Source organism: Lichenicola sp. GTC18331, assembly GCF_055386855.1.
This window is the reverse complement of sequence record NZ_AP045015.1, coordinates 3540408-3560166: the sequence shown is the minus strand read 5'-3', so window position 1 is coordinate 3560166 and position 19759 is coordinate 3540408. Positions and strand designations below refer to the sequence as shown.

Sequence of the window (19759 nt, the reverse complement as noted above, 5' to 3'; positions counted from 1 at the left end):
GCATGGCCGAGCATCTTCCGCATCCCGGCGCCGTGGACAGCTTCGTCCAGGCGCGACACGGCGATCCGTTCTCCCTTCTGGGGCAGCACGGCGCCGCCGTCCGGGCGTTCCTTCCGGACGCGCTCGCCGTGGAGGTGGTGGATGCGACCAGCGGCCTGTCGCGCGGCACGCTTGATCGCGTGCATGCCGACGGGCTGTGGTCGGGCACGGTGAACGGTTCCGGTCCCTATCGCCTGCGTCAGACGCTGGCGGACGGGGCCGGTGGCCAGACCGTGACCGAAACGGCGGATGCCTACGCCTTCCCGCCGATGCTCGGCGATCTCGATCTCTATCTCTTGGCCGCGGGACGTCATCACGATCTCGGCGAGGTTCTCGGCGCGCATCCGCGCGTGGTGGACGGCGTTTCCGGCACCTTGTTCGCGGTGTGGGCGCCGAACGCGCAGCGCGTCTCGGTGGTGGGATCGTTCAACAACTGGGATGGTCGCCGCCATCCGATGCGGGTGCGCATCCCCTACGGGGTCTGGGAGCTGTTCATCCCCGGCGTGTCCGCCGGCGCTCTCTACAAGTTCGAACTGGTCGGGCCGGACGGCAACGTCCTGCCCTGGCGGGCCGATCCGGTGGCATGGCAGGCGGAGAAGCCGCCGCAGACCGCGTCTGTCGTGGTCGATCCGGAGCCGTTCGCCTGGACCGATCAGGCCTGGATGGACGGCCGCGCCGCACGTCAGGCGCCGGACGCGCCGATTTCCGTCTACGAACTGCACGCCATGTCCTGGCTGCCGCATGACGGGCAGGAGCCGAGTTGGTCGCTGCTGGGCGATCGTCTGATCCCCTACATCCAGGCGCTCGGTTTCACCCATATCGAGCTGATGCCGATCATGGAGCATCCGTTCGGCGGCTCCTGGGGTTACCAGGTTCTGGGACAGTTCGCGCCGACCTCGCGCATGGGCGAGCCGAAGGAGTTCGCCCGCTTCGTGGATCGCTGCCACGCGGCCGGGATCGCCATCCTGCTCGACTGGGTGCCGGCGCATTTCCCGACCGACGCACACGGTCTGGCGCATTTCGACGGCACCGCGCTCTACGAGCACGGCAATCCGTTCGAGGGCTACCATCAGGACTGGAACACCTTCATCTACAATCTGGGCCGCAACGAGGTGCGCGGCTTCATGATCGCCAGCGGGTTGTTCTGGTTGAAGCATTTCCACATCGACGGTCTGCGCGTCGATGCGGTCGCCTCCATGCTGTATCGCGACTACAGCCGCAAGCATGGCGAATGGGTGCCGAACATCCATGGCGGACGCGAGAATCTGGAATCCATCGCGTTTCTGCAGGATCTCAGCCGGGCGGTGAAGGAAACGAGCCCGGGCGCGATCCTGGTGGCGGAGGAATCGACCTCCTTCCCCGGCGTGACGCGTTCCGCCGACGAAGGCGGGCTCGGCTTCGACTACAAATGGAACATGGGGTGGATGCACGACACCCTGCACTACATCGAGACCGACAGCGCCTATCGCAAATGGCATCACGGCGAGATCGCCTTCGGTCTGGTCTACGCGTTCTCAGAGCGCTTCGTCCTGCCGATCTCGCATGACGAGGTCGTCTACGGAAAAGGCTCGATGATCGGCAAGATGCCGGGCAACGACGACTGGCAGCGCTTCGCCAATCTGCGTGCCTATTACGGTTTCATGTGGGCCCATCCGGGCAAGAAGCTGTTGTTCATGGGCAGCGAGATCGCGCAATGGCGCGAATGGAACCACGATACCGGGCTGGACTGGAACCTGCTGGAGAACCCGGCGCATCGCGGCATCCAGACGCTGATCGGCGACCTGAACGCGCTTTATCGCGCGGAGCCGGCCCTGCACGGACGCGATTGTCGCGAGGACGGGTTCCGCTGGGTGGTGCTGCACGACGCGGAACAGAGTGTCTATGCTTGGCTGCGCTTCGGCGAGTGGGGCCAGCGCCCGCTTCTGGTGATCTGCAATTTCACCCCCGTGGTGCGGCACGATTACCGCATCGGCGTGTCGCAGACGGGGGCGTGGGAAGAGCTGCTGAACACGGATTCCGAGCGCTATGGCGGCTCGAATGTCGGCAATCATGGCGCGGTGGATGCGGTGGAGCAGCCGATGCACGACCAGCCGGCATCGCTCGGCGTGACCCTGCCGCCTCTGTCGGTCCTGATCCTGGCGCCGCGCGCATGAAACATCCGGACGAGATGCTTCACGCGCTCTGCGACCGCGCGGGCGTGGCGACGCGCTGGGTGGATGCGTTCGGCAAGGAGCAGGAGGTCGCGCCCGAAGCGCTGAAGCGTGTCCTGAAGGCCCTCGGCATCCCGGCCGATGACGATGCGTCGATGCGCGATGCGATCGCGGCGCTGGAGAAGGAAGACGAGTCGCTGCCGCCGCTATTGACCGGCGATGTCGGCACGGTGCTTGCGGTTCCGGGCCTCGAAGGGCCGTGGAGGCTCACGCCGGAAGACGACGGCGAGGCCGTTTCCGGTGAAGGCGCGCCGCGTCTGCCGGACACTCCCGGCTACTACACGCTGGAGGCCGGGCCGATCCGCACGCGTGTGGCGGTTTCGCCGGTGCGGGGCTTCACTGTTTCCGATGCCGTGGGAGAGGAGAAGGCGCGTGCCTGGGGGCTCGCGCAGCAGCTCTACGCCCTGCGCCGCCCCGGCGATGGCGGTGTCGGCGATTTCGAGGCGCTGCGCGCGTTCGTGGTGGAGGCGGCCGCCTATGGCGCGGCCTCGGTGTCGATCAGCCCGGTGCATGCACAGTTCTCCGCCGACCCGGACCGGTTCAGCCCCTATGCGCCGTCCAGCCGAATCATGCTGAACGTGCTGCATATCGCCGCCGACGATCCGGGCGAGGAAGCCGCGCGTCTGGAAGCGCTGGAACTGGTGGATTGGCCGGCGGTGGCGCGCGACCGGCTGGTCCGCCTTCGCCGGACGTTCGAGGCCGGTGGAGAAAGCGATGCGGACTTCATGGCATGGCGCAAGAACGAGGGCGACAAGCTCGAATCCCACGCCGTGTTCGAGGCGCTGCACGCGCATCTTTGGCGCGAGCAGGGTCTGGCCTGGCATTGGCGCGAATGGCCCGAGGAGTATCGCACGCCCGACAGCGATGCCGTCCGGGCCTTCGTCGAGGCGAACGTGCGCGAGATCTCGTTCCATGCCTGGCTGCAATGGCGCGCCGATCGCGAGCTCGCGTCGGCGCAGGAGGCAGCCGAGGGTGCAGGAATGCCGATCGGGCTGGTGTCCGATCTTGCCGTGGGCACGGATTCCGGCGGCAGCCATTGCTGGAGCCGGCAGGACGAAAGCCTGGTCGGGCTGACCGTCGGCGCGCCGCCGGATCTTTTGCAGAAGAACGGCCAGAACTGGGGCATCACCGCCTTCTCCGGCCGCGGCCTGCGACGCAACGGCTTCCGCGCCTTCATCGAGATGCTTTCGGGCGCCATGCGCCATGCCGGCGGCGTGCGGATCGACCATGCGATGGGTCTGAACCGTCTTTGGGTGGTGCCGGAGGGCGTGAGCGCGGCGGAAGGCGCGTTCCTGCAACTGCCGGAAGCCGACCTGCTGCGGCTGTTGAAGCTGGAATCGGTTCGCAACCGCGCCGTGGTGCTGGGCGAGGATCTGGGCACGGTGCCGGAAGGGTTCGGGGATCGCCTTCAGGCAGCCGGAATCGACGGCATGCGCGTGCTCTGGTTCGAGAAGACCGAGGACCGGTTCAAGCCGCCGTCGGAGTGGACCGAACAGGCCAGCGCGATGACCAGCACCCACGATCTGCCCACCGTCGCTGGCTGGTGGAAGGGCATCGACATTGCCCATCGCCGCGCTCTGGGCGGCACCGAGGAGGACGAAAACAAGGCGCTGTACCAGCGCGAACAGGAGCGGCGGGCGCTCTGGGATGCGTTTCTCGAGGCCGGCACCGCGCACGGGGACCGGCCGGCGGTGTGGGATGCGATCCCGGTGGTGGACGCGGCGGTGGCACAGGTGGTGCGCTCGGCCTGCGAACTGGCGGTCCTGCCGATCGAGGACGTCCTGGGGCTGGAGGAACAGCCCAACATCCCCGGCACCATCGACGAGCACCCGAACTGGCGGCGCAGGCTCGACTCGCCAGTGGGGTCGGTTCTGTCGGAGGAGCGTGCCTCGCTGCGTCTCCGGGCGGCCGACCGGTTGCGGAGGCGCTGAGCGGCCCCAGGCGAATTTATGCAACTTCCCTGGCCCGACGGGGCTTTATAACGCAACGAGACGGGACGATCCAATTGCGTCCCGCCGGGAGGCGTTCCATCCTAGCGAATATCCAGGGGTGGGCAGGAGATGTGGCATGAGTAGGCTGGTTGTCGTCTCCAACAGAGTGACCATTCCGACCGGCGATGCGAAGGCAGGTGGTCTGGCCGTCGCCCTCAACGATCTCATGGAGCGACAGGGCGGTCTGTGGTTCGGCTGGTCCGGCGGCACGTCGAGCGACGAGAAGCGCTGCAACACGCCGACCGTCGTCGATCACGGGCAGGTGGAATACGCCACCGTCGATCTGACCCCGACTGAACTGGAACTCTATTACAACAGCTTCTCCAACGGCACGCTCTGGCCCCTGCTACACTCCCTGCCCGAGCAGATGAATTTCGACCGGCGCAGCCTCCAGGGCTATCGCGCGGTCAATCAGAGACTGAGCGACGTGCTGCTGCCGTTGCTGCGCCCGAGCGACACGATCTGGATCCACGACTACCACCTGCTGGCGATGGCGGCGGCCCTGCGTGCGCGCAATGTGAGCTGCCCGATCGGCTTTTTCCTGCATACGCCGTTCCCGAGCCCGGACATGCTGTCCAGCGTGCCGGAGGCGGCCTTGTTTATCCGCGATCTCCTTTCGGCGGACCTGCTCGGCTTCCAGACCGCGAACGACGCCGAGAACTTCTCCGCTTCCGCACAGCGGATCGCCGGCGCCGCGCGTCTGGCCGGCGGCGGTCTCCAGCTCGGCAACCGGCAGATCAAGGTCGGCGCGTTCCCGGTCGAGATCGATCCCCGCGACTTCGCCGAGATGGCGGAACAGAACCAGGCCTCGCCCGAAACGGAGCGCCTGCGTCGCAGCCTCGACGGTCAGCACCTGATCCTGGGCATCGATCGCATGGACCCGACCAAGGGCCTGCGTCATCGTCTCGCCGGCTATCGGCGCCTGCTGGAAACACGCAAGGAATGGTCGCGCCAGACCACCTTCCTGCAGATCGCTGCCGCCAGCCGTCAGGACGTGGATGCGTACCAGCATCTGCGCGACGATCTGGAAGGATCCGCCGGGCGCATCAACGCGACCCTGGGCGAAAGCGACTGGGTACCGTTGCGTCTGATCAGCCGCGGCGTTCCGCGCGATGCGATTTCGGGCTTCATGCGCGAGGCGCGGATCGGTCTCGTCACCCCGCTGCGCGATGGCATGAATCTGGTCGCCAAGGAATACGTGGCGGCGCAGGACCCGGAGGACCCCGGCGTGCTCGTGCTGAGCAAGTTCGCCGGTGCGGCGCGCCAGCTCGGCGCAGCCATTCTGGTGAACCCGGTCGATCCGGACGAGATCGCAGACGCGCTGGATCTGGCGCTGCGTATGAGCCGTCCGGAGCGGCAGGACCGCTGGCACGCCTGCTGGGAAGCGATCAAGGATGCGTCCGCCCTCGGCTGGGGACGGTCCTTCGTGTCGGCGCTATCGCGTGCCGGTGGCGAGGCGACCCGCCCTGCCCGTCCGGCGCGGACCGTGGTCGAATCGCCGATCGAGCGTCGCACGCCCACCGGGGCCGATATCCGCATCGTGTCCACGCAGCCGGCGTCCCGCTCGGTCAACTGAGCCGGGTCCACCGTTCTGCTTCTGGCCCCATCGCCGGTTTCCTCCGGCGGTGGGGTTTTCGCGTTCTTCAGGTTTGCACGCGCGCCCGCCATCGGCGAGAACCGCGCCCATGGCCCCACCGCTTCTGCTTCTGAACGACATCACCCTGACCCTGGGCGGCAAGCCGCTGCTGGACGGGGCAAAATTCGGCGTTTCGCCCGGCGAGCGCCTGTGTCTGGTCGGGCGCAACGGTTCCGGCAAATCGACCCTGCTGCGCATCGCCGCGGGCGAACTCCAGGCGGATAGCGGAGAGCGCTTTCTCCAGCCCGGTACCACCGTGCGCTATCTGCCGCAGGAGCCGGATCTGAGCGGTTTCGCCACCACGCTGGATTACGTGCGGGCCGGGCTCGGTCCGAACGACGCCGAATATCGCGCGCCGACCCTGCTCGGCGAGCTTGGCCTGGACGGCAGCGAGGACCCGAAGCGGCTCAGCGGCGGTGAGGCGCGCCGTGCGGCCCTGGCCCGCGCCCTCGCCCCCTCGCCCGATCTGCTGCTGCTGGACGAGCCGACCAACCATCTCGACATGCCGGCGATCGAGTGGCTCGAACGCGAGTTGCGCTCGCTCCCGTCCGCCATCGTCATGATCAGTCATGACCGTCGCCTGCTGGAGACCCTGTCGCGCTCGGTGGTGTGGCTGGATCGCGGCGTCACCCGCCGTCTCGATCAGGGCTTCTCGCGGTTCGAAAGCTGGCGCGAGGAGGTGCTGGAACAAGAAGAGCGCGACCTGCACAAGCTCGACCGGCAGATCGCCCGCGAAGAGGACTGGATGCGCTACGGCGTCACCGCGCGCCGCAAGCGCAACGTCCGGCGGGTGGGCGAGCTTGCGGCGCTGCGCCAAGCGAGGCGGGAAGCGACCAGCGCCGGGCAGGCGTTGAAGCTGGAGGCGAGCGGCGCCGGCACGTCGGGCAAGCTGGTGGCGGTGCTGGAGGGTGTGTCCAAGGGCTATGACGGTCGCCCGATCGTCTCCAATCTCGATCTGCGCGTTCTGCGTGGCGACCGTCTCGGCATCGTCGGCGCCAACGGGGCCGGCAAGACCACTCTCCTGAAGCTGCTGACCGGCAAGGAGCAGGCAGATAGCGGCGAGATCCAGCTCGGCGCCAGCCTGTCCGCCGTGACGCTCGACCAGCAGCGCCGCACTCTGGACGATACCGCGACCCTGGCCGAGACGCTGACCGGCGGTGGCGGCGACATGGTGCAGGTGGGCGACGAGAAGCGCCACGTGATCGGCTACATGAAGGATTTCCTGTTCCGCCCGGAACAGGCACGGACGCCGGTCGGCGTGCTCAGCGGCGGCGAGCGCGCGCGTCTCATGCTGGCCTGCGCGATGGCGCGTCCGTCCAACCTGCTGGTGCTGGACGAGCCGACCAACGATCTCGACCTGGAAACGTTGGACCTGTTGCAGGACATGCTGGCGGCCTATCCCGGCACCGTCCTGCTGGTCAGCCACGATCGCGATTTCCTGGATCGCGTCGCCACCTCCGTGGTCGCCTCGCGCGGCGGCGGCGCGTGGATCGAATATGCCGGCGGCTATAGCGACATGGTGGCGCAGGGCGGCTCGCTCGCCGGCGGCGCGCAGGGCGACGCGGACACGCCGAAGCGCAAGGCCGCGCCCGCTCCGCAGGCGGCGAAGCCGGCCGGGCGCAAGATGTCTTTCAAGGACAAGCACGCTCTGGAACAGCTTCCGGCGCAGATGGCGGCGGGAGAGAAGGAGATCGCCAAGCTGCGCAAGCGTCTGGACGATCCGGAACTGTATGGCCGCGACCCGGCGGGTTTCACCCGCGCCACCGAAGCCCTGGCCCGTGCCGAGGAGGCACAGGCCGCGCTGGAGGAACGCTGGCTGGAGCTGGAGATGATGCGCGAGGAGGCCGGGGGCTGATGCCGGCACGACTCTCGGAGCGCGAGATCGCATCGGCGCTGGCAACCCTGCCCAGTTGGCGGGTGGAGGGCGGCGCGATCGGGCGCGACTGGGCGCTGCCGGATTTCGCGGCCGCTTTCGCGCTGGCCGGACGCATCGCAGAGGTCGCGGAAGCGCTCGGCCACCATCCGGACGTCACGTTCGGCTGGGGCCGGGTTTCGGTGTCCGCCACGACCCATGATGTGGGCGGACTGACGGCACTCGATGTCGCGCTGGCACGGCGGATCGACGCCGTCGCGGGCTGAAGCCGCTTGCACCGGATACGGCCGCACCGTATCAGTTGCGAATGAGTATCACTTTCCTCAGCCATATTGACGGATGACGCGTCCGCGCGCCGTTCTGCTCGGCCTGCACCGTTATGTCGGGCTGGCGCTGGCAGCGTTCCTGCTGCTGGCCGGGCCGACCGGCAGCGTGGCGGCGTTCCATGACGCGTTGGACGGGTGGCTGAACCCGGATCTGTTCCGCGCCCGAACGGCGGGGCCGGCCCTGCCGCCGGATGCGCTGGCACAGCGTCTCCGGGAGCAGGTGCCGAACGGCCAGCTCGGCTATCTGGTGTATCGCCCGGCGCCCGGCTTCACCGCCCGTGCCTATCTGCAGCCGGCACCCGGAGCGTCGCTGACGAAGAACGAGGTGTTCCTCGATCCGGCGACGGGCGACGTTCAGGGCGCGCGCAGTTCCGATGCCGGCTGCTGCACGCGGCGCACGATCATCCCCTTCCTCTACCGCTTCCATTATTCCCTCGGCCTCGGACGCACCGGCATTCTGGTGATGGGGATCGTGGCGGTGATCTGGTCGCTGGATTGCGTCATCGGATTGCTGCTAACCCTGCCGGTGCGCTGGCGTCCCTGGCGCCGCACGGATTGGCGGCGCTGGGGCGTGTCCTGGCGGATCGAGCCGGACAAAGGCGGGATCCGGCGCTTGTTCGACCTGCATCGAGCCTTCTCGCTGTGGCTCTGGATCGTGCTGCTGGGCATCGCCATCAGCGGCGTCGCGCTCAATCTGCAGGACCAAGTGTTCCGGCCGGTGGTGACCGCGCTGCTGCCGGTGAGCAAGCCGCCGAGGATGCACCGGACGGCTCCGAAAGCGGAGACCGGTCGGATCGACCTCGGTGATGCGGACCGGATCGCTACGGAGGCCGCGCGCCGGCTTGGCTGGGATGGTCCCCCGGGGGCGCTGTTCGCGATCGGCCCGCGGATCAACATCTATTTCGAGGACGCGAACGGGAGACGGGCTGCCGGACTCGGTGCGCCCGTCGTGACGCTGGACGCCGCCAACGGTGCCGTGGTGCAGAGCTACAGGCCGGGTCATGGCAGACTGGGCGACACCGTGCTGGACCTGCAATTCCCCTGGCATAGCGGCGAACTGCTCGGCCTGCCCGGACGCATCCTGGTCGCCGCGACCGGCGTCGTTGTGCCGATGCTGGTGATCACCGGCATCCTGATCTGGCAGCGCAAGCGCCACCCGAAACGGCGTTCCGCCCGCCGGCCGGCGAAAGCCGCGAAACGCCGCGCGCCGGAGCTGGAGCCGGTCAGGCCTTCTTGAGCGCTTCCGGCTTGTGCACCGCCTTCTTGCCGGTCTTCTCGCTCTTCACCACCACCTGCGGATCGTCCTTGGTCGCCTTGGCGGTGTGGCCGGCGATCTTCGTGGTGCTGGTGACCACCTTCTCCACCTTGCCCGTCGTTTCGCCGGCGCTGCTGCTCCACTTCACCTTGTCGCCCTTGTGCGGGGTCGCGGTCATGATCGGTGCTCCTCGGTTGATGCATAGGGCAACCGCCCGCCCCACCCTCCGGTTTGCACCCGCTTCGATCACGAAACGGACGGCACAGGGCCTCGGCAGATGAAAACCTGCTCATGTTCCGGTGAGACGTTGGCGTAATGACGGTGCGGGAGTATGGGCTTTACCACCCTTTCATGAGGAATTTGCATGTCTAGCCCGTCCTTGCTGCAACGGCTTCTCCGAGGTGCCGCACCGGTTGCCCTGCTCTGCTCGCTCGGCACACCCGCTCTCGCCGACGAGGGCATGTGGACCATGGACAACCTGCCGCTGAAGCAGCTCAAGGAACGCTACGGCTTCACCCCGTCCGCCGAATGGATCAGCCGGGTGACACAATCCTCTGCCCGTCTGGCGCTGGGCTGTTCGGCCTCGTTCGTGTCGGCGAACGGTCTGGTGATGACCAACCATCACTGCGCCAACGAATGCCTGGCCGAGCTGTCGCCGAAGGGCCAGAACTGGTTCCAGGACGGCTTCAAGGCCGCCAGCCAGAGCGCCGAGCCGAAATGCCCGGCGATGGAGCTGGACCGCCTCGATCATATCGAGGACGTGACCGACAGGATGGGCCAGGCTTTGGCCGGCAAGCAGGGCGCCGCCTATATCGACGCGCAGAAGGCCGAGGAGGCCGACCTGCAGAAGGGCTGCGTCGCCGGCGACCCGACCCATTGGCGCTGCGACGTCGTCACCCTCTACCATGGCGGCAAGACGGCGCTTTATCGCTACAAGCGCTACCAGGACGTGCGCCTCGTCTTCGCGCCGGACCAGAACATCGCCTTCTTCGGCGGCGATCCGGACAACTTCAACTATCCGCGCTACGACCTCGATCTGACCGTTCTGCGCGCGTACGAGAACGGCAAGCCGGCCAAGACCACCTATTTCCCGTTCGATCCGAACGGCCCGAAGGCGGGCGAGCTGGTGTTCACCTCGGGCAACCCCGGCAGCACCTCGCGCGAGACGCCCGCCGCCCAGCTCGCGCTGATGCGCGACGTCGAGCTGCCGTCCGGCATCGGCTATCTCAGCACCCTGGATGGCGTGTTGTGGCAATATGGCCGCCAGGGGAAGCAGCAGCTCCAGGATGCGCAGGACGAGCTGTTCGGCATCGAGAACAGCCTGAAGGTCTATACGGGCTGGCAGCAATTCCTGGCCGATCCGAAGATGATGGAAACCAAGCTCGCCGCAGAGAAGAGCCTGAAGGACTGGATCGACGCCGATCCGCAGCGCAAGACGCAGTTCGGCGATCCCTGGGCCCAGCTCGTTCCGGTTCTGGCCAAGGAGCGCCAGCTCTATCAGCGCTACGTGATGATCGAAGGCGGCCGCAGCGCGCGCGGCTTCTCCGGCGAGCTGTTCGGCTATGCCCGCACGCTGGTGCGCGGCGCGGCCGAGCGCGCCAAGCCCGACACGCAGCGCCTGTCCGCCTTCCATGACGCGAACCTGCCGGCGATCGAGGCCGCGTTGGAATCCACCGCTCCCGTGCACAAGGATCTCGACGAGACCCTGCTCGCCTTCTCGCTGACCAAGCTGCGTCAGGTGCTGGGCGCCGACGACAAGACGGTGCACGAGGTGCTGGGCCATCAGAGCCCGGAACAGCTCGCCCATGCCGCCGTGCAGGGCACCAAGCTGGCCGATCCCGCCGCGCGCATGGCGCTGTGGAAGGGTGGCGAAGCCGCCATCGCCGCCTCCACCGACCCGATGATCGTTCTGGCGCGCGAAGTGGAGCCGGAAGCCCGTTCGCTGCGCGACCAGTGGGACAACGAGGTGATCGCGCCGGAACGTCAGATCAGCGCCACCATCGCCAAGGCCCGCTTCGCGCGCGACGGCAGCAACATCTATCCGGACGCGACCTTCACCCAGCGCCTGTCGTTCGGAAAGGTTGAAGGCTGGAACGAGAACGGCACCGACGTGGCGCCCTTCACCACCTTCGCCGGTCTCTACGCCCGCGCGACGGGCGCCGATCCGTTCAAGCTGAGCAAGGCCTGGCTCGACGCCAAGCCGCATCTCGACATGAACACCAAGCTCGACTTCGTCACCACCAACGACATCATCGGCGGCAATTCGGGCAGCCCGGTGATCGACGCCGACGGCCATGCCGTGGGCCTGATCTTCGACGGCAACATCCACTCCATCGGTGGCGATTTCGCCTATGACGGCACCAACAACCGCGCCGTCGCGGTGGACACCACGGCGATCATCGCCGCCCTGCGCAGCGTCTATCATGACGAGGCCTTGGCCGATGAGCTGGTGCGCGGCCATCTTTAAGCGCTGAAAAGACCCTTCTTTTTCTGAAGAAAAAGAAGCAAAAAGACTTTTGTCCGTTTGGTTCTCGTTGCAGTCGCGCACGTCGCCAAACGGACAGAAGTTCTTTGGTTCTTTCTTTCAAGAAAGAACACAAGAAAGAACATTCTTCCGTGTTTTCGACGACAAGTTCGACCGGAAGCGGTTTCGCTGGACAGGAACGGTACGACCTGGTTGTCTTATCGACGATGATCCGCTCCGCCGCCCGTCTCGTCGCCTGGATTCGCTCGCCCGGTGGGGCGGGAGCCGGCGCGCTGATCTGATCTCAGCCGTTTTCCCGAAACCCCCGCCGGTCCGGCCGGGGGTTTTCTTTTGCTCCGGTCCGCACCCGCCCCCCGGAGTTCCGTTCCGATGTTTTCCTGCTCCCATCCGGTGACGCCGTGAGCACCGAAGCGTTTTGGCCGCTGTTCCTGTTCGCCGTCGCGGCGTCTTTCTCGCCAGGGCCCAACAACATCATGGTCATGAGCACTGCAGCCCGGCTCGGCTTCCGTCGCACGATCCCGATGGCGATCGGCATCGTCGCCGGGTTCGGTTTCATGGTGTCCGTGGTCGGCATCGGTCTTGCCATGCCGCTGCAGCGTTTCCCTTCCCTGATCGGGGTGATGCGCTGGGCCGGTGCGATCTGGCTGCTGGTTCTGGCCTGGAAGATCGGCAGCGCGCCGGGCAACACCGACGGATCGGAGCGCCCCGCCATGGGTTTCGCCGCGGCGGCCGGCTTCCAGTGGATCAATCCGAAAGCCTGGATCATGGCGGTGGCCGCCGCCGCCACTTTCACCATCGCCGGTCACGGCCCGGTTGCGGCCAGCCTGCTGCGCGCGGCAGTGTTCACGTGTGTCGGTCTGGTCAGCATCGCAAGCTGGATGCTGCTGGGACTCGGCGCCGGGCGGTTCCTCGCCACACCCCGGCGTCTGCGCCGATTCAACATGGCGATGGGCGCATTGCTGGCGGCGAGCGTGGTGCCGGCGGTGCTGGAGTGAAGCTGCGCGCCCTGCCATCGATGGGCCGGGCATCGTTCCGGTGCTAGAACCGAGAACACCGCACGGGCGCGCATGGCCCGTGCGCGTTTCCGGCTGAACGGTTCCGCATGTCGACGCTGCCGCATCCGCTCTGGCTTGCTTCTGCCCTGCTGCTTTTGTCCATGGCCCTGCCGAGGCTGCGGGCGCGCTGGCCGCTCTGGGCAGCGGTGGCGGGACGCTCGCTGGTGTTCATCCTGGTGACTCTGCTGGTGGAGAAGGCGCTCGGCTCGCCGTTGCAGCCGCAGTTCTCGCCGGTCGGCTCAGCGCTCCGTTTCTGGGAGAAGCTGGTCGAGACGGGCTGGTGGTGGCTGGTCGCCGGTCTGATGATCGGGCTGATCCGCTTGTTCGTGGTGCTGGAGAACAGACCGCGCGAAAGCCGCATCGTGTCCGATCTTCTGGCCGGCGTGATCACCGTCGCCACGCTTCTGGCGGTAGTCAATTTCGCCTTCGAGGTGCCGATCAAGGGGTTGCTGGCCACATCCGGCGTGATCGCCATCGTACTCGGCCTCGCCTTGCAGAGCACGCTGTCCGACGTGTTCTCCGGCATCGCGGTGGGGCTGGAGCGGCCCTACGAGGCCGGCGATCTGCTCTGGGTCGAGGGCGGCATCGAAGGCCGCGTGGTGCAGATCAACTGGCGCTCCACCCAGATCATCACCGGCGACAACAACATCGCCGTCGTGCCGAACAGCATCATCGCCAAGGCGCGTCTGGTGAACCGCTCCACGCCGACGCCCGTGCGACGGATCACGACCGAGCTGCTGCTGCATCCTGCAGCACCGTTCGAGCGATGCCGCGAAACGCTGGGCGCCGCCCTTGCCGCCTGCCGTCTGCCCTTGCCGGACCCGGCGCCTTCGGTCGCCTGCACCGCCGTGCGCGGCGACGGCACGGTCTGGGAACTGGCTTTTTCCGTGGGCTCCAGCGCGGAGGTCGGATCGACGCGCGACGAGGTGCTGTCCAGGGCGCATCGCCACCTGCGTCATGCCGGGATCGCCCTCGGCGTGTCCGGAACGACCACGCAGCAGGCCGACATGCCGAGCCTGGCCGACATGCTGCGCCAGAGCGATCTGCTCGGCGTGGTGAAGGACGAGGAGCGCGCCCTGCTGGTGCCGCATTTCAGCCAGATCTGGCTGCATGCCGGCGACACGCTGCTGCTGCCCGGACAGACCGTCGACGCGATGTTCCTGCTGGCCGCCGGCACGGTGGAGGTGCGACGCGACGAACGTATCCTGCGTCGCATGAGCCCAGGCGAGAGCCTCGGGGCGGTCGGTCTGATCACCGGCGAGCCGACCCATGTGACGGCGACCGCGCTGACCACCGTGCGCGCCTTTCGCATCGGCCGAGACGATCTGTCCGCAGCGATCAAGCAGACCCCGTCTCTGGCTCTGGCGCTGGAGGAGCTGGCCCGTCGCGGCAAGGAAGCGCTCAGCCGCGACGGAGAGGCGACCGACCACCCGGAGGACAGCAAGCCGGAGATGTTCCTGGGCCGGTTGCGGGCGATGCTGCGGGCGTTGTCGAGTTAGAAAGGAAGGGTCTTCTTTTTCTGAAGAAAAAGAAGCAAAAAGACTTTATCCGTTTGGTTTGTGAACCTTGATCCAAGCATTACACAAACATTCAAGAGTTCTTTGGTTCTTTCTTTTAAGAAAGAACATCTTCCACCCTTCACACACCCGCCTACCCTCAAACGAGACCCGAGGATGACGCGACGATGGTTCATGCACCCGGAGCCTTCGAGCCCGACCGGAGACTGGAAACCGTCGACAATCCGCTCGGCATCCTGGGCCAGAGAACCTATAGCGGCTACAGATCGGTCATCCACATGGGTGGGCTGCTCGGCCGCAATCCTATCCTGGATACGGTGATCTGGCGGACCCACGATTCGACGCTGAACTACGAGGATCAGTGTTCCGCGACCTATTACGCGGATTTGTCGGACGATCTTCTCCGGCGGACGGGATCTCTCGGCCGTATCGTGGAGGTGGGCGTGTTCCAGGGCGGGGCGTCGGTGTTTCTGGCCTCGGCCGCCATGCATGCCGGCATCCCGCTCGATCTCGTCGATATCGATGCGAATTTCCTGCGGTTCTCGTTCGAGCGCGTGCGGCGGACATTTCCCGAATTCGCCGGGAAGATCCGCCTGTTCCAGGGGAACCTGGCGCAATACATCCAGACCGTTACGCTGCCGGAGGAGACTGGCAACATCTACCTGCATCACGACGCGTCGCATGAGTTCAAACAGGTCGTCAAAGACCTGTCCGCAGTGTCGTTCGCCAGGCACAAGATCGACGTTCTGGCGATCCAGGACACCAACCTGCGCGGCCGCATCGAATACTGCAATTTCGTCGATGCCGCGATCTGGGCGGTTTTCGGCCTGGAGGTCAAAGCCACGCCGATCGGCACGTCCTACAGGCGCGACCAGACGGAGATGGTCGAGCCGAACTGGGTACAGGGAAACTATTTCCTGCCGGATGTTCCGGAAGGGGCGATCATCGAGCTGCGCGAGAACGACTTCCGCTATCCCCATCCGTCCATGACACTGGACATGTTCCTCTGACGGCCGCGCTCACGGAGGCAAGCCCTACTCTGCCCAGCGGGCGATCTGGCCGATCAGACCCGAACGCTGCATCCGCGCACGGGCCTCGGCGATGCCGTCCGTGACGGCCAGGGCGGCTTCGAGGGCACGCCGGCCGGCAGCGGCATCGACCACCACAGGGGCGCCATCGAGGCAGGCGGCGCAGAACGCCTCGTGCTCCGCGGCCAGCGTGTCGTGGTCCTGCCAGCTCACCGCCTCGCGTCGGAAGCCGCCGGTGCCGGGCAGCGGCAGGCCACGTTCGCGTCCGATCATGGTGAGTTCGCGCGCCACGAAATCGGCGGACAGATAGCCTTCTTCCGAGAACAGACGCATGCGCCGCTCGGTCTTCAGCGAAATCCGCGAGGCGGTGATGGCGGCGACGCAGCCGTTGCGGAAGCGCACGCGGGCGTTGGCGATGTCCTCGTGCGGTGAGCTGACGGCGGCGCCCAACGCGTCCACACTTTCGATCGGACTGTCGACGATGGCCAGCACCAGATCGAGATCGTGGATCATCAGATCGAGGATCACGGACACGTCGGTGCCGCGCGGCTTGAATGGTGCGATCCGCGTCGCCTCGATATAAAGCGGCCGGGCGATGCGCTCGGTGATCGCCTTGTGCTCGGCGGAATAGCGCAGCAGGTGTCCGACCTGAAGCACGAGCCCGGTCTCGGTCGCGAGCGCCGCCAGACCATCGGCCTGTTCCAGCGTCGAGGCGATCGGTTTTTCGATCAGGACGTGCTTGCCGGCACGCAGAACGGCATCGGCCAGCGCGAAATGGTGTTCGGCCGGCGCCGCCACGATTGCCGCGTCGCATTGCGCCAGAAGGGCATCGAGCGGGAGGGCGGGTGCGCCACCGGCCTCGCGTCCGACCTGTTCGGCGCGCGCCGCATCCGGGTCATGGATGCCGACCAGCACGGAACGTTTCGACGCGGCCACCTTCAGCGCATGGAACCGGCCGAAATGCCCGGCGCCGATCACCCCGATCCGCAGTGTCTCTCCGGCCGGAGCCTGCGCCGCACGCTTTCCGAACAATGCCACGCTCCGCTCCCTGCCGGTTTCCAGCCCGCCATCATGCGGCCGAAGCGCGTGCCGGACCAGAGAGCGGCAGCCCCGATGATGTTGCAACGCAACCTGTTGACGCTCCAGCCGCTGTTCCGGCTCCACCCTCCATGACAGACAGGCGGCCCGGCGATCGCGCGCGGCCGCCAGGGGAGCGCAGCATGAGCCCGTATCGCACCGTCAATCCCGCCACCGGCAAGGTCGAGCGCGAATTTCCGCTGCATGACGAGCAGACCGCCTTCGCCAAGCTGACCGCGGCGCAAAGGCTCTGGAAGACGGACTGGAGCCGCCGGAGCTTCGCCGATCGCCGGGCGATCATCGCCCGCGCGGCGGAGATCCTGGAGCGCGACAAGGAGAATTATGCCCGGCTAATCTCTCTGGAGATGGGCAAGGTAAAGGCCGAGGCGATCGCGGAGACCGAAGTGTCCGCCAAGATCCTGGCCTATTATGCCGAGAACGCCGAGCGCTTCCTGGCGCCGCGCGCGTTGCCGGTCGAGAGCGGGAGCGCGATGGTGCTGAGCCAGCCGCTCGGCGTGATCTACTGCGTCGAACCCTGGAACTTCCCCTACTACCAGCTCGCCCGCGTCGCCGGTCCGAACCTGATGGCCGGCAACGTGGTGCTGGCCAAGCATGCGCCAGGTGTGCCGCAATGCGCGCTCGCCTTCGAGGAGCTGTTGAAGAAGGCCGGCCTGCCCGAAGGCGCCTGGACCAACCTGTTCATCGACAACGACGTGTCGGAGACGCTGATCGCCCGGCCGGAGGTGCGCGGCGTGGCGCTCACGGGCAGCGAGCGCGCCGGCAGCGCCGTGGCCGCCCAGGCCGGCAAGGCGCTGAAGAAGACCACGCTGGAGCTGGGCGGTTCCGACCCGTTCATCGTTCTGGACGATGCCGATCTGGACACGGTTCTGCCGCTCGCCGTCGCCGGACGCATGAGCAACAACGGCCAGGTGTGCACCTCGGCCAAGCGCATGATCGTGCACGAATCCCTGGTGGAGAGCTTCACCGAGCGCTTCAAGACCGCCCTGGCCGAGTTCCGCTACGGCGATCCGCTGGAACAGGGCGTGACGCACGGCCCGATGAGCAGCGAGAACGCGATGGACCTGGCGCTGAAGCAGGTCGACAAGGCGGTGCAGCATGGCGCGACGCTGGTGACGGGCGGCAAGCGCCTGGACCGGGACGGCTTCTTCATGCAGGCCGGACTCCTGAACAACGTCACGAAGGACAATCCGATCTTCTACGAGGAGATCTTCGGTCCGGTGGCGATCATCTATTCCGTCGCGGACGAGGAGGCGGCGATCGCGCTGGCCAACGACTCCCCGTTCGGCCTGGGCGGCGTGGTGCATACCGGCGACGTCGAACGCGGCCGGCGTGTTGCGGAGCGGATCGAGACCGGCATGGTCTTCGTCAACACGCCCAATGACAGCGTACCGGAGCTGCCGTTCGGCGGCGTGAAGAACTCGGGATATGGGCGCGAACTGTCGCAGTTCGGCATCGAGGAGTTCGTGAACCACAAGCTGATTCGTTTGCCCTAAGGCAATCAGACGACCGGCGGCGATGATGCCGCCGGTTTGCCACGCTCGGGCCCGATCGTCGCGCGGTCGTGACGACGAGGTTGCATCCCTGTCTGCGCCCCGGCATGGTCCGCCGCGGCTGCGGTTCCGTTACGGGGCTGGCCGCCCTGTTTCGTTCAAGCCGGTGGCTTTTGGGGAGTCGGCTGCGCCGTCATGATGTACTATAGCCGCCCGAAGCTGGCCGCCGTTCTGGGGGTCTGCCTGCTCGGGCTCCTCTTGTGCCTGCCGAATTTCGTCCGCATGCCGGGTGCTTCCATTCCCTGGCGGCAGATCCATCTGGGTCTCGATCTGCGGGGCGGCTCCTATCTGCTGATGCGCGTGGACATCCAGGCTCTGGAGCGCGAGCGCCTGGAAAGCCTGACCGATCAGGTACGTCAGGCGCTGCTGAAGAACGGGCTTGGCTATCGCGACCTGAAGGCCGAGAACGGCGCCGTGACGTTCCAGCCGCGTTCGGCGGACGAGACGGCGCGCGACCTGCAGGTTCTGAACGGGCTGCAGGGCACCGTGCCGCATGAGTTCGCGGCCAGGACCGAGGCGGATGGGCGTCTGGCGCTGGTTCTGTCGCCGGAAGCACTGCGCCTGCGCGCGCGCGACGCCGTGGCGCAGTCGATCGAGATCGTCCGTCGCCGTATCGACGCCACCGGCGCCGTGGACCCGACCATCACCCCGCAGGGTGACGACCGCATCGTGGTCGAGCTGCCCGGCGTGAGCGATCCGGACCGTATCCGCCAGTTGCTCGGCACCACGGCGAAGATGACGTTCCATCTCGTGGCCGAAGGGGTGAGCCCGCAGGGCGTGCCGCCGCCGGGCGTCGACCTGCTGCCGATGCAGGACAATGCGCAGCAGAAGCTGCCCGTTTATCACCATGTCGATGTGGACGGTTCGGACCTGACCAACGCTTCGGTGACGCAGGACCCGCAGACTGGCGGACCTGCGATCGCATTCAACCTGGACAGCGTCGGCGCGCAGCAATTCGCCGCCATCACCCGCGCCAATCTGGGAAAGATGTTCGCCGTGGTTCTGGACGGCAAGGTGATCACCGCGCCGGTGATCCAGGGTGTGATCCCGAGCGGCACCGGCCAGATCACCGGCCATTACACCAGCGAATCCGCGCATGATCTGGCGCTGCTGCTGCGGGCCGGTGCACTGCCTGCGCCGCTGGCGGTGATCGAGCAGCGCTCGGTCGGCCCGACGCTGGGTGCGGATTCCGTGCGGGCGGGCGCCATCAGCCTGGCCGTCGGCTTCGTGCTGGTGGTGGCCTTCATGGGGCTGTTCTATGGGCTGTTCGGCTGGTTCGCGAACCTCGCTCTGCTGGCCAACCTGGTTCTGATGTTGGCGATCCTAAGCCTGTTCGGCGCCACGTTGACCCTGCCCGGCATGGCCGGACTTCTGTTGACGCTGGGCATGGCGGTGGATGCGAACATCCTGATCAACGAGCGCATTCGCGAGGAGGTGAAGCGCGGCCGCACCGCGCTCGCCTCCATGCAGGCGGGTTTCGAGCGGGCCACTTCGACCATCGTGGACAGCAACGCGACCGCCTTCCTGGCGCATGTGATGTTGTTCGTGTTCGGCTCGGGCGCGGTGAAGGGCTTCGCGCTCACCATCACCATCGGCATCGCCACCACCTTGTTCACCACCCTGCTCTTGTCGCGGATGCTGCTGGTGCGCTGGTACGCGCTGCGCCGTCCCGCCACCCTGCCGGTTTGAGGCGCGT

The 19759-nt window shown here is 66.8% G+C and carries 14 protein-coding genes; 12 read left to right on the top strand and 2 right to left on the bottom strand.

The genetic code is table 11. From position 1 onward, the window contains the following. The first annotated feature begins 2 nt into the window (after positions 1-2). The 6 genes from glgB to ACZ5BM_RS16280 all read left to right on the top strand — a co-directional run bounded on the left by glgB (position 3) and on the right by ACZ5BM_RS16280 (position 9312). Positions 3-2192: a 1,4-alpha-glucan-branching protein gene (gene glgB, locus ACZ5BM_RS16305; RefSeq protein ID WP_498909187.1), complete on the top strand. Its 2190-nt coding sequence runs from the start codon at positions 3-5 to the stop codon at positions 2190-2192. After that, on the top strand, positions 2189-4180 hold the full coding sequence (gene malQ / locus ACZ5BM_RS16300; protein WP_498909186.1) for a 4-alpha-glucanotransferase: 1992 nt from the start codon (positions 2189-2191) through the stop codon (positions 4178-4180). The genes glgB and malQ overlap by 4 nt, the downstream gene beginning before the upstream one ends. Positions 4181-4316: 136 nt before the next feature. Beyond that, positions 4317-5816: an alpha,alpha-trehalose-phosphate synthase (UDP-forming) gene (locus ACZ5BM_RS16295; protein WP_498909185.1), complete on the top strand. Its 1500-nt coding sequence runs from the start codon at positions 4317-4319 to the stop codon at positions 5814-5816. A gap of 109 nt (positions 5817-5925) precedes the next feature. Continuing rightward, positions 5926-7731 (top strand): ABC-F family ATP-binding cassette domain-containing protein, encoded by a 1806-nt coding sequence (locus tag ACZ5BM_RS16290; RefSeq protein ID WP_498909184.1) that lies wholly within the window; start codon positions 5926-5928, stop codon positions 7729-7731. Then, entirely contained in the window at positions 7731-8015 is a 285-nt protein-coding gene (locus ACZ5BM_RS16285; RefSeq protein ID WP_498909183.1) for a 4a-hydroxytetrahydrobiopterin dehydratase, read from the top strand. Before ACZ5BM_RS16290 ends, ACZ5BM_RS16285 begins: the two co-directional genes overlap by 1 nt. A gap of 73 nt (positions 8016-8088) precedes the next feature. After that, on the top strand, positions 8089-9312 hold the full coding sequence (locus ACZ5BM_RS16280; RefSeq protein ID WP_498909182.1) for a PepSY-associated TM helix domain-containing protein: 1224 nt from the start codon (positions 8089-8091) through the stop codon (positions 9310-9312). Here ACZ5BM_RS16280 and ACZ5BM_RS16275 read toward each other — a convergent pair. Further along, positions 9299-9508: a hypervirulence associated TUDOR domain-containing protein gene (locus ACZ5BM_RS16275; protein ID WP_498909181.1), complete on the bottom strand. Its 210-nt coding sequence runs from the start codon at positions 9506-9508 to the stop codon at positions 9299-9301. The two genes, ACZ5BM_RS16280 and ACZ5BM_RS16275, sit on opposite strands and share 14 nt — an antisense overlap. Positions 9509-9694: 186 nt before the next feature. On the opposite strand from ACZ5BM_RS16275, the gene ACZ5BM_RS16270 reads away from it, so the two are divergent. The 4 genes from ACZ5BM_RS16270 (at position 9695) to ACZ5BM_RS16255 (ending at position 15397) form a co-directional block, all read left to right on the top strand. Next, positions 9695-11797: a S46 family peptidase gene (locus ACZ5BM_RS16270; RefSeq protein ID WP_498909180.1), complete on the top strand. Its 2103-nt coding sequence runs from the start codon at positions 9695-9697 to the stop codon at positions 11795-11797. A 416-nt stretch (positions 11798-12213) separates the two neighbouring features. Next, a complete protein-coding gene (locus ACZ5BM_RS16265) occupies positions 12214-12810 on the top strand; it encodes a LysE family translocator (protein WP_498909179.1) in 597 nt (198 codons plus the stop codon). A 107-nt stretch (positions 12811-12917) separates the two neighbouring features. After that, on the top strand, positions 12918-14369 hold the full coding sequence (locus tag ACZ5BM_RS16260) for a mechanosensitive ion channel domain-containing protein (RefSeq protein ID WP_498909178.1): 1452 nt from the start codon (positions 12918-12920) through the stop codon (positions 14367-14369). 185 nt (positions 14370-14554) lie between these two features. After that, entirely contained in the window at positions 14555-15397 is an 843-nt protein-coding gene (locus ACZ5BM_RS16255; protein WP_498909177.1) for a class I SAM-dependent methyltransferase, read from the top strand. A gap of 24 nt (positions 15398-15421) precedes the next feature. Here ACZ5BM_RS16255 and ACZ5BM_RS16250 read toward each other — a convergent pair whose 3' ends face one another. Continuing rightward, entirely contained in the window at positions 15422-16453 is a 1032-nt protein-coding gene (locus ACZ5BM_RS16250) for a Gfo/Idh/MocA family protein (protein ID WP_498909176.1), read from the bottom strand. 182 nt (positions 16454-16635) lie between these two features. On the opposite strand from ACZ5BM_RS16250, the gene ACZ5BM_RS16245 reads away from it, so the two are divergent. Together ACZ5BM_RS16245 and secD are read left to right on the top strand one after the other, a co-directional pair. Next, positions 16636-18006, top strand: coding sequence for an NAD-dependent succinate-semialdehyde dehydrogenase (locus ACZ5BM_RS16245; RefSeq protein ID WP_498909175.1), 1371 nt, complete (start codon positions 16636-16638; stop codon positions 18004-18006). Between the two features lie 192 nt (positions 18007-18198). Then, positions 18199-19752 (top strand): preprotein translocase subunit SecD, encoded by a 1554-nt coding sequence (gene secD, locus ACZ5BM_RS16240; protein WP_498909174.1) that lies wholly within the window; start codon positions 18199-18201, stop codon positions 19750-19752. The last annotated feature ends 7 nt before the right edge of the window (positions 19753-19759 follow it).

What these genes read in the sequence shown, in the direction of transcription:
- ACZ5BM_RS16260 (WP_498909178.1), top strand. Translation starts at nt 12,918, where the DNA reads ATGTCGACGCTGCCGCATCCGCTCTGGCTTGCTTCTGCCCTGCTGCTT.
- ACZ5BM_RS16285 (WP_498909183.1), top strand. Translation starts at nt 7,731, where the DNA reads ATGCCGGCACGACTCTCGGAGCGCGAGATCGCATCGGCGCTGGCAACC.
- ACZ5BM_RS16295 (WP_498909185.1), top strand. Translation starts at nt 4,317, where the DNA reads ATGAGTAGGCTGGTTGTCGTCTCCAACAGAGTGACCATTCCGACCGGC.
- ACZ5BM_RS16275 (WP_498909181.1), bottom strand. Translation starts at nt 9,508, where the DNA reads ATGACCGCGACCCCGCACAAGGGCGACAAGGTGAAGTGGAGCAGCAGC.
- malQ (WP_498909186.1), top strand. Translation starts at nt 2,189, where the DNA reads ATGAAACATCCGGACGAGATGCTTCACGCGCTCTGCGACCGCGCGGGC.
- ACZ5BM_RS16270 (WP_498909180.1), top strand. Translation starts at nt 9,695, where the DNA reads ATGTCTAGCCCGTCCTTGCTGCAACGGCTTCTCCGAGGTGCCGCACCG.
- secD (WP_498909174.1), top strand. Translation starts at nt 18,199, where the DNA reads ATGATGTACTATAGCCGCCCGAAGCTGGCCGCCGTTCTGGGGGTCTGC.
- ACZ5BM_RS16280 (WP_498909182.1), top strand. Translation starts at nt 8,089, where the DNA reads ATGACGCGTCCGCGCGCCGTTCTGCTCGGCCTGCACCGTTATGTCGGG.
- ACZ5BM_RS16245 (WP_498909175.1), top strand. Translation starts at nt 16,636, where the DNA reads ATGAGCCCGTATCGCACCGTCAATCCCGCCACCGGCAAGGTCGAGCGC.
- ACZ5BM_RS16255 (WP_498909177.1), top strand. Translation starts at nt 14,555, where the DNA reads ATGGTTCATGCACCCGGAGCCTTCGAGCCCGACCGGAGACTGGAAACC.
- ACZ5BM_RS16290 (WP_498909184.1), top strand. Translation starts at nt 5,926, where the DNA reads ATGGCCCCACCGCTTCTGCTTCTGAACGACATCACCCTGACCCTGGGC.
- glgB (WP_498909187.1), top strand. Translation starts at nt 3, where the DNA reads ATGGCCGAGCATCTTCCGCATCCCGGCGCCGTGGACAGCTTCGTCCAG.